Annotated in this window: 8 protein-coding genes; 6 read left to right on the top strand and 2 right to left on the bottom strand. The window is 70.9% G+C overall.

Going from position 1 to position 8,613, the window contains the following annotated elements:
• Nucleotides 1-892 precede the first annotated feature (892 nt).
• Complete coding sequence (locus VFZ20_RS01845) at nt 893-1,612, top strand: RNA polymerase sigma factor (protein ID WP_329682111.1); 720 nt, start codon at nt 893-895, stop codon at nt 1,610-1,612.
• Nucleotides 1,613-1,625: 13 nt separating this feature from the next.
• A complete protein-coding gene (locus tag VFZ20_RS01850) occupies nt 1,626-1,868 on the top strand; it encodes an anti-sigma factor family protein (RefSeq protein WP_329682112.1) in 243 nt (80 codons plus the stop codon).
• 251 nt (nt 1,869-2,119) lie between these two features.
• Here VFZ20_RS01850 and VFZ20_RS01855 read toward each other — a convergent pair whose 3' ends face one another.
• Nucleotides 2,120-3,334 carry a glycosyltransferase gene (locus VFZ20_RS01855; protein ID WP_329682113.1) on the bottom strand — a complete coding sequence of 405 codons (1,215 nt, stop codon included), beginning with the start codon at nt 3,332-3,334 and terminating at the stop codon, nt 2,120-2,122.
• Nucleotides 3,335-4,032: 698 nt separating this feature from the next.
• Here VFZ20_RS01855 and VFZ20_RS01860 point away from each other — a divergent pair.
• Together VFZ20_RS01860 and VFZ20_RS01865 are read left to right on the top strand one after the other, a co-directional pair.
• Nucleotides 4,033-4,779, top strand: coding sequence for a hypothetical protein (locus VFZ20_RS01860; protein WP_329682114.1), 747 nt, complete (start codon nt 4,033-4,035; stop codon nt 4,777-4,779).
• Between the two features lie 17 nt (nt 4,780-4,796).
• Complete coding sequence (locus VFZ20_RS01865; RefSeq protein WP_329682115.1) at nt 4,797-5,270, top strand: hypothetical protein; 474 nt, start codon at nt 4,797-4,799, stop codon at nt 5,268-5,270.
• A 276-nt stretch (nt 5,271-5,546) separates the two neighbouring features.
• Here the strand turns inward: VFZ20_RS01865 and VFZ20_RS01870 are convergent, their stop codons facing one another.
• The gene (locus tag VFZ20_RS01870) at nt 5,547-6,188 is read right to left on the bottom strand and encodes a TetR/AcrR family transcriptional regulator (RefSeq protein WP_329682116.1); all 642 of its coding nucleotides are present in this window, start codon (nt 6,186-6,188) and stop codon (nt 5,547-5,549) included.
• Nucleotides 6,189-6,455: 267 nt separating this feature from the next.
• On the opposite strand from VFZ20_RS01870, the gene VFZ20_RS01875 reads away from it, so the two are divergent.
• Complete coding sequence (locus VFZ20_RS01875) at nt 6,456-8,153, top strand: TolC family protein (RefSeq protein ID WP_329682117.1); 1,698 nt, start codon at nt 6,456-6,458, stop codon at nt 8,151-8,153.
• Nucleotides 8,150-8,613: hypothetical protein (locus tag VFZ20_RS01880; RefSeq protein WP_329682118.1), on the top strand; the 464-nt coding region annotated here is incomplete at its 3' end. The genes VFZ20_RS01875 and VFZ20_RS01880, both read left to right, overlap by 4 nt.

Here is an 8,613-nt window from a genome sequence, read left to right on the forward strand (position 1 = left end):
GTCCCCGCGCCGGCGCCCCCTCCGGGCTCGCGGAGCTCGCCCACCTCCCCCCCAAACCCCTGGGGGAGGTGGGACGGTGGCGATGTTCATCCACGGGGTCGCCGCGGCCTGACGGCAACGAATGCCGAAGCCGTATGAACACGACGCAGAGGCGTTGATTTCCTGACAGCGAATCCGGATGGATTTGAAATGGTTTCCCGCCCATGCTGTCATTCTGAGCGGAGGAAGGCGCCCGGTGCGGTCTATCCCGCCGCACGGAGTCAAGGGCGCCTTCCGACCGAAGAATCTGGTCGGGCCGCGCACAGACCTCGCCCGTGCTGGATTCCGCGCGCGAACTCAGCGCGCGGGCGGGACCGTGCACTCCGGCAACCAGATTCTCGGCCGTCCGGCGCCTGATGCGGTACGCGACGGACAGTCCCAGCCGGCGCCGGCCGACCTCAGAATGACAGCATGGGCGGGAAACGGCTTCAAGCCCTGGCGAGGTCCGCTGTCGGGACGACGCTTGCGGCCCATCCGGGTCGTTCAAACCTCCGGGCATCCACCCGCGCCGACCCTGTGGGACGGAAGCAGCAGTTCAACCTCCCCCAGGGTTTTTTGGGGGAGGTGGGCGAGCTCCGCGAGCCCGGAGGGGGCGCTCGCGCGGGGGCTGCCCCATGCGAGGGCCAGCCGTGACGTTTCCGGAACGGCGGCCAGACGCGCGCTTGCGCGGACGGCGCGGCGGGGCTATCCATCCAAGCAGGCGGCGCCGCGGGCGCGGCCGCGCGAAACCTGGATCCGCCCCGGACACGGCACCGTGCCCGGGGCGGCGTTCACCACGCGGGTACGTGTCGGAGCGCGCATCGCCAGGACGGTGGGGCGCGGCGGATTTTCACGCGGATGGAGGAAGCACGAGATGGCTCATCACAGCCCGGCGCCCGCGCCGGTTCCCGGAGAAGGCCAGGCGCGGCCGGTAGCGGCCGGTGCCCTGTCGTTCCAGGAAGCACGTGAGGAGCAGCTTCTCGTGCAGGCGCTGCGCGAGCGCGACGACGCGGCGTTCGAGCTGGTGCTGGACCGCTGGTATTCCGGCATGCTGCGCACGGCCATGATCTACGTGGGCAGCCGCGCCCGCGCCGAGGAGGTGGTGCAGGAGACGTGGCTGGCCGTGCTGGCCGGCATCCACGGCTTCAAGGGCCGCTCGTCGCTCAAGACCTGGATCTTTCGCATCCTCATCAACCGCGCCCGCACCTGCGCCACGCGCGAGGCCCGCGTGGTGCCGCTGTCGTCGCTGGCAGACTCGCAGGAGGGCGCCGGCTGGGGCGGCACGCCCTACCCCGCGGACCCGCTGGAGCGCATGTCCGCCGACGCCGGCACCGCGTTCGGCGCGGGCGCCGCGTTCGCCGCCAGCGCCGAGGAGCAGCTCCTTTCGCGCGAGCTGGCGGACCGCGTGGAGCAGGCCGTCGCCACCCTCCCCGAGAAGCAGCGAGCCGTGATCGTGCTGCGCGACCTGGAGGGGTGGAGCGCCGGCGAGGTCTGTAACATGCTGGAGATCTCCGAGTCTAATCAGCGGGTGCTGCTGCACCGGGCACGGGTAAAGGTCCGTGACCTGCTGGCGCCCTATCTCGCCCAGACCTGAAGGCGAACCCCCGATGGATGCACGTCTGTCCTGCGAGGACCTGATGCAGCGAACGAGCGAGTACCTGGACGAGTCGCTTCCACCCGGCGAGCGGGAGGCGTTCGACGGGCACCTCGCCACCTGCGCCGGCTGCACCCGCCACGTGCGCGACCTCCTGCAGACCCTCCAGCGGCTCCGCTCCCTCCCCCGCGAGCCCATGCCCTCCGACATGAAGGAGCGGCTTCGCCAGGCACTCCACGACCGCCGGTCCGCCTAGCCTTCCCTCCCCCACGCCATCCGCGTCTTTCGCGCACGATCCGCCCACGCGGAATCGACCGCCATCGCTCTTTTTCGGTCCGCTTCGCCACCGCACATCGGATCTGGAAAAGCAGTTGCCTTCCTGAATGGGCTCGTGCGTGGGAGGCGTGCCCCTCGCGAGCGCCCCCTCCGGGCTCGCGGAGCTCGCCCACCTCCCCCAAAAACCCCTGGGGGAGGTTGAACTGCTGCCTTCATCCCACAGGGTGAGGGTTATGCTGCGATCGTGATCAAACGCCGCGCGGCGACCTCCGCGCCGTCATCGCGCACGCGGACGGCGATGGACCGCGCGCGGTCGGCGACCTCGGGACGGAGGGTGGATTCCAGCGCGCGCGTCAGCGACTCCGCCGTCGGCGTCCCGGCGGCGTGCGCGATGCCGATGCCCAGCCGGTGGACGCGCCCGGCCCAGTACGGCTGATCGTACTGCTGCGGGACGACGACCTGCGGCGCGCCGGCCCGCGCGGCGGCGGTGGTGGTGCCCGCGCCACCGTGGTGGACGACAGCCGCCACGCGCCGGAACAGCGCCTGCTGGTTCACCTCGCCGATGGCCGTGCAGTCCGGCGCGTCGTCTACGGGCGACAGGCCCGCCCAGCCGCGCAGCACGACGGCGCGGCGCCCCAGCGCGCGGGCGGACTCGATCATCGCGCGGCTGAGCCCCTCCGGCGCGCGGATGCTGCCGAATCCGAAGTAGACGGGCGGATCGCCCGCATCCAGGAACGCCTCCAGTTCCGGATCGAGCGGCCGCTCGTCGGGCAGGATCCACGCGCCGGTCTGGAGGACGGCCGGGTCCGCGGGATCGGGCCAGGGCGCCAGCACGGGGTCCGCGGCCAGCCACGGGCGGGGCGTCAGGACGTGCGCGCGCACGTCGCCCACCGGGGCCAGGCCCAGCGCCTCGCGCCGCGCGTTCAGCAGGGGGCCCCACGTGAGGTTCCAACCCTGCGCGTCCCGCGCCCACAGCGCGCCGTAGTCGGCCATCTCGGGCGCGGGCGCGTCGCCGACCATCGCCAGGATGGGTGGCGCGTGGTGCGGCGAGGGGAGCACGGCGGGACAGTACGCCGCGAAGACGTAGGGGATGCCCATCCGCTCGGCCACGGAGGGCGCGGCGACCTGCAGGGCCGTGGCGCCCACGACCAGGTCGCAGCCTTCGGCGGCCGCCGCGAGGGTTTCGAACTGGGTGGCGACGGTGCCCTCGATCATCTGGAGCCGCTGTTCCGGCGTGGGCAGGGGCGCGGCGGCGTTGGCCTTGCCCGTCTGCCGCAGCTCCGGGCCGATGGGGACTACGGGCATCCCCAGCCCCTCGATCCATTCACGAAAGTCCGGCGGCACGCACAGGCGTACGTCCTGGCCCATGTCCCTCAACGCCGTCGCCAGCGCCACCAGCGGCTGGACGTCGCCCCGCGATCCGATCGTCGATAGAAGCACGCGCATGGGATCCCCTTTCGCCCGGTGTCGACTGCCGTTGCGCATCCCGTGAGACCTCCGCTCACGGCGCCAACGGTACACGAGGCGTGGGGGCTGGCGGCAAGTCCCCGGGGCTGTTATATGTTGAGTCACGGGATGGAAACGAGAGGCCGGCTCCAGCGCATGGAGCCGGCCTTTTTTCGTGGTGGCAGGCTCCGCGCGAACGCCCCCTCCGGGCTCGCGGAGCTCGCCCGCCTCCCCCAAAACTGCTGGGGGAGGTTGGAAGCGCAGGGTTGTTGCCGCCGCGACGGCCGGTCGCGGACCGGAGGGAACCAGCAGGATGACGGCGTCCCTTGGTAGGGAGGCTGCTTTCGGCGAGGGGGCGGCATCCGAATTTTTTGAGGAGGCATGGTGTCGGCGTCGGGGCGCGGAATCGGCCCGCGCACATCATCCACCTGATCGCGATCAGGAAAAGTTTGCCCGCGCCGGACGGACGAGCGGCGGGGTGGGAGATTCCGCGGTCAAGCACAGGACAGTCATCTCTTCCGGTTCGTGCGCAAAGGCGGTATTCGTGCTAAAGTGCGTCTGAGGGTCCGCTCGTTTTGTGAAATAAGAGTCCACACCCAACATTCCCGAAAGGAGGAAGATTCCTGGTGGTAGTCGGTTCATTCATTTCCGCCGAGATCGTAACCATGGACAACCGATCGGAACGGAGATACCCAAAGATGCGCAGATTCACCTTACGCCTCGCGATTCTCGCCTGCGCCGTGCTCACGCTGGGAGCGTGTGCCGATCATCCCACTCAATCCGGGCAGCAGCGCGAGGCAGACCTCGCCGTACCAGCTCTGGACGACCAGATGACCCCGCAGGGCTGCGTGCTTGAAGGGCTGTGCATTCTCGATCCGGTGTCGCCCGCACCGTGCGACCCGTACGAACAACTGGACTGGTCATGTGACGATGACGGCGGCGATTGCATGACTTCCGTAGGCGACGTCACTGGCCCCGCCGAGGAGATGACGGTTCAATCCTGCCCCGGCGCAGGTGATGCTCCCGGCGGCGGCGGAACGACTCTCCCAGCGCCCGGTGAGGATCCGGACGATCCGATCTGCCCAGCGTCAGACACGGGCGAGGAAACGGGTGAGGGGTGCGGGGAGGTGTCCACGATCTGCCCACAGCCCTTTTTCGGCAACACGCAACCGGCTCTCATCACGGTCGGAGGCCGAAATCATGAATTCCAGTTCCACAGTTCGCACGCGTATCCCTTCACTCGCCTGACCGGGGGCAGGTCACCCGCGACGTACAAGATCGGCCTGCCGACGACCAGCAAGGATTCGTGGTGGATTGCGGAAGCGGGCAACATTACCGTCTGGTGCCGAGGAGCGTGGATTACCCGGACGCTCTGGGTGGGAACCGTGACCGTCCTGGACAGTGACCTGCACATGGTGATCGGACCGGGACACCCCGATTTCTGACGTGGGAGGAAACCGCCGTGGACACATCGCGATACATCGACGAGAACGCTCTGCCCTTCACGGAAGACGAGTTGTTTCGCGCGTTCGCACTGGCGGGAGACGAGCAGGGGGCCCGCGATGCGGCGCGCATGCTGGCTGAACTGTTGTCTGGTGGCACGTATGAAGCCGGGTGGTCCATCGGCTACGAGGGATTCGCGGCGCTTGCCCTGTTGTCGGATGACCTGCGGGAGCGCGTCGACGCCTTTCTTCTCCCCGGCTGGGAGAACATGCGTCCCCAGCTCGTCCGCGAGGCGCTACGACGGGAAGGACTACCGCCCGACGCCGAGCCCACGGCATCCGCACTCCAGGCGGCGGATGACGAGATTGCAGGCTACGTGGCGGAATGGCGTCGTGGGTGTGCCGCGTTCGCGGAATGGGTGCAGCGGCGGCAGGCGGGCGAGCCGGTGGGCGACGAGCCGCCGCCGTGGCCGGGGCAGGAGGGCGCGGAATAACCCCGCTGATGTCGGTCTTCACCACGGCGGGCGAGCGGTCGGCCCAGCGCCGAAGGAGGTACGGAGAAGAGGCCGGTTCCCGCCCGGGAGCCGGCCTCGTGCTTGGGACGCAGGATCCTTCGGTCGCGCCCAAAGGTTTGTGGCGCTTCGAGTTCCGTGCGGGCGCTCCTCAGGATGACAATCGCGCGGAGAGTTGCGGAAGGGTTCGCAGCACTGTCCGGGATGACGCTTTTCGCGAGTGCGACGGGATCAGCGTCCACTCTGCGAGCGTGCCGATCAGGGGCGCAGGGCGCGGAGGATGAACTCCGCCACAGTCTCCTTGCGCTCGGCGATGAAGTCGTCGAAGTCGCGGCCGCTCTCCGCCAGAACCGTCTCCGTGAACGCGCGGGCGGAGAACGGAAAGACGATCAGCGCGTGGATGCTCACCAGCAGCTGGTCCAGGGGCACGGGACGCAGGTGGCCCGCGTCGATCGCCGCCCGGATCTGCGCCGAGATGGCGGCCAGGGGGCCGTCGGCCACGCGCGCCATCATCTCCCGGAACCGCTCCGGGTGCACGTGCATCTCCGTCTGCAGAAAGCCGGGCAGGTACGGGTTGGCCCCCAGGTGGTCGAACGCCAGCCGCACGGCCTCGCGCAGGTTCTGCTCGAAGGGCGCGTCCGCCGCCCACACCCGCATGGCCGCGGGGAACATCTCCTCCATGGCCCGCTCGAAGACGGCGCGCGCCAGCCCCTCGCGGTCGTGGAAGTAGTAGTGCAGCAGCGCCCGGTTCACCCCCGCCTCGTCGGCGATCTCCTGCATGCGCGCGCCGTACGCCCCCTTGCGCATGAACACGGCGTGCGCGGCGTCCAGGATGCGCGTCTCCGTGTCGCCGTCGCGCTCCTGCGCCATCGCCCGCCCCGCCTTTTGCCGCATCGGCATCCAGTCTTCTTCCCGCAGTCGTATGAAACGTGGACGTCCGCGGCGCGCCGCGGGCCCGCCTGACGCACCAGCGCCGCGGCGCGTCACACCGGGCGGCCCGTGGCGCACCTCTTGCTCCCCTGCCCGGCCGCTCCGGATTAACAGGATTGTTAAAACCGGGCAGGCAGCGCCGCCCCGCGCGTTTCCGGCAATCCCCACGCCGCGCCCCATCGCGCGGCGCGGGCGGACACGCGTGGACGGCGGCTCACCCTGGGATCGTGACGGCGGATGGCAATCGGGAGCAGATCCGGGCCGGCGCTGGCCCTGGCGCTCGCGCTGTGCGCGTGCGTGGCGGCGCCGGCCCGTTCACAGACGGGAGGACCGCGGCCGCTTTCGCTGGAAGAGGCCGTGGAGCGGGCCGCCGCCAGCAGCGAGGTGGTGCAGGCGGCCCGCGGCGGCGTGACGACGGCGCGCGGCCAGCAGATTGGCGCGCGGGCGGAGCGGCTGCCGCAGGTGAACAGCAGCCTGGGCTACACGCGCACGGTCATCAGCCAGTTCGCGGGGGCGGGTGGCGGGGGCGGCGGAGGCGGCGGAGGCAGTCCGGACACCACGCAGGTGCCGGCGTGCCCGGCGTACGTGCCCAACCCCGCGCTCCCCCTGGAGCAGCGCGTGGCCCTGCTGGAGGCGGCCGTGCTGTGCCCGCCCGGCTCCGGCGCGCCCGGCGGCGGGCTGGGGGGCATCGACATCAGCCGCGCCGGGTTCGGCAGCACCAACGCGTACAGCCTGGGGCTGTCCCTGTCGCAGTCGCTGTACTCTGGCGGCCGGATCGGCGCGCAGAACCGCATTGCCGAGGCGTCGCTCACCAGCGCGGAGCTGGAGGTGACGGCGCAGGGCGCGCAGCTGGTCGTGGACGTCACCGAGGCGTACTACGACGCCCTGCTCAGCGCGCGGCTGCTGGAGATCGCCGAGGGCTCGCTGGCGCAGGCGGAAGAGACGCTGCGCCTGTCGGAGCTGGGCTTCCAGGTGGGCGACAAGGCGGAGTTCGACGTGCTGCGGGCGCGGGTGGCGCGCAACAACCAACGCAACGCCGTGCTGCAGACCCGCTCCAGCCGCGACCTGGCGTTCTTTACCCTCAAGCAGCTGGTGGACCTGCCCCTGGACGAGCCCGTGCAGCTCACCACGCCCCTGACGGCGGACGCCAGCACGGCCGCCCTCACGGACTGGATCCCGCCCGCCGCCGGCGACACGGCGGCGGCGGCGCGCGTGACGGTGCTGCAGGCGGAGCAGACGGTGCGCATCCAGGAGGGACAGGTGGCCATCGCGCGGTCGCAGGGCCGGCCCAACGTGAGCGTGGTCTCCAACTACGGGCTCACGGCGTATCCGCAGGACCTGCTGCCCCGCCGCAGCGACTTCGCCGACAATTTGACGGTGGGCCTGCAGGTGAGCGTGCCCGTGTTCGACGGGGGGCGCGTGCGGGGCAGCGTGGTGCAGGCGCAGGGCGGGCTGGAGCAGGCCCGCGCGCGGCTGGCGCAGACGCGCGAGGGCGCCGTGCTGGACGCGCGTAGCCGCGTGGAGGCCGTGGAGACGGCGCTGGCCACCTTCCAGTCCACAGCCGGCTCCGTCGAAGAGGCGCAGCGGGCGTACGAGGTGGCGCAGCTGCGCTACCAGCAGGGCATCTCCACGCTCATCGAGGTGAACGACGCGCGCATCGCGCTGGACCAGGCGCAGGCGGACCGCGCCCGCGCCGCGCGCAACCTGTACGTGGCGCGCGTGCAGCTGCGGCTCATCCGCGACCTGCCGCTGGGCGCGGGCGGCGCGGCGAGCTTCGGTGCGGCGGGGACGGCGGGCGCGTCGTCCACCGGCGCGGGCTTCGGCGGCGCGACGGGGGCGGCGACGGGCGGATCGGCCGCGGGCGCGCGGGGCGGCGCGGCGGGAGCAGGGGCGGCGGGAGCGGCGCGAAACCAGGGAACGGGGCCGGGACGATGACGGGGCTTGAAGGATATGCGTCGGCGCGCCGCGTCGATGATCGGCAGATGATCCGCGACGTTGATTTCCTGAGGGAGGCGCCGCACGATCCCGAATGCGCGACAAACTCTGGCGCCGACCGAAGGATCTCGCCCGCGATGCAGGATGTCGGAATCGAGGCGGAGTCCTTGCCCGCGCGTAGTAGATCCTTCGGTCGCGCCCAGGATTCGGAGAACGGCCAGGACCTGCGCGGGCGCTCCCTCAGGAAATCAAGGGAGGCCGAGCCGGCAAGCGTTGATTTCCCGAGGGAAGCGCCGCGCGATCTCGAATGCGCGACAAACCCTGGCGCCGACCGAAGGATCTCGCCCGCGATGCAAGCGGTCGGAATCGAGGCGGAGTCCTTGCCCGCGCGTAGTAGATCCTTCGGTCGCGCCCAGGATTCGGAGAACGGCCAGGACCTGCGCGGGCGCTCCCTCAGGAA

Source organism: Longimicrobium sp. (genome assembly GCF_036280135.1).
GTDB lineage: Bacteria > Gemmatimonadota > Gemmatimonadetes > Longimicrobiales > Longimicrobiaceae > Longimicrobium.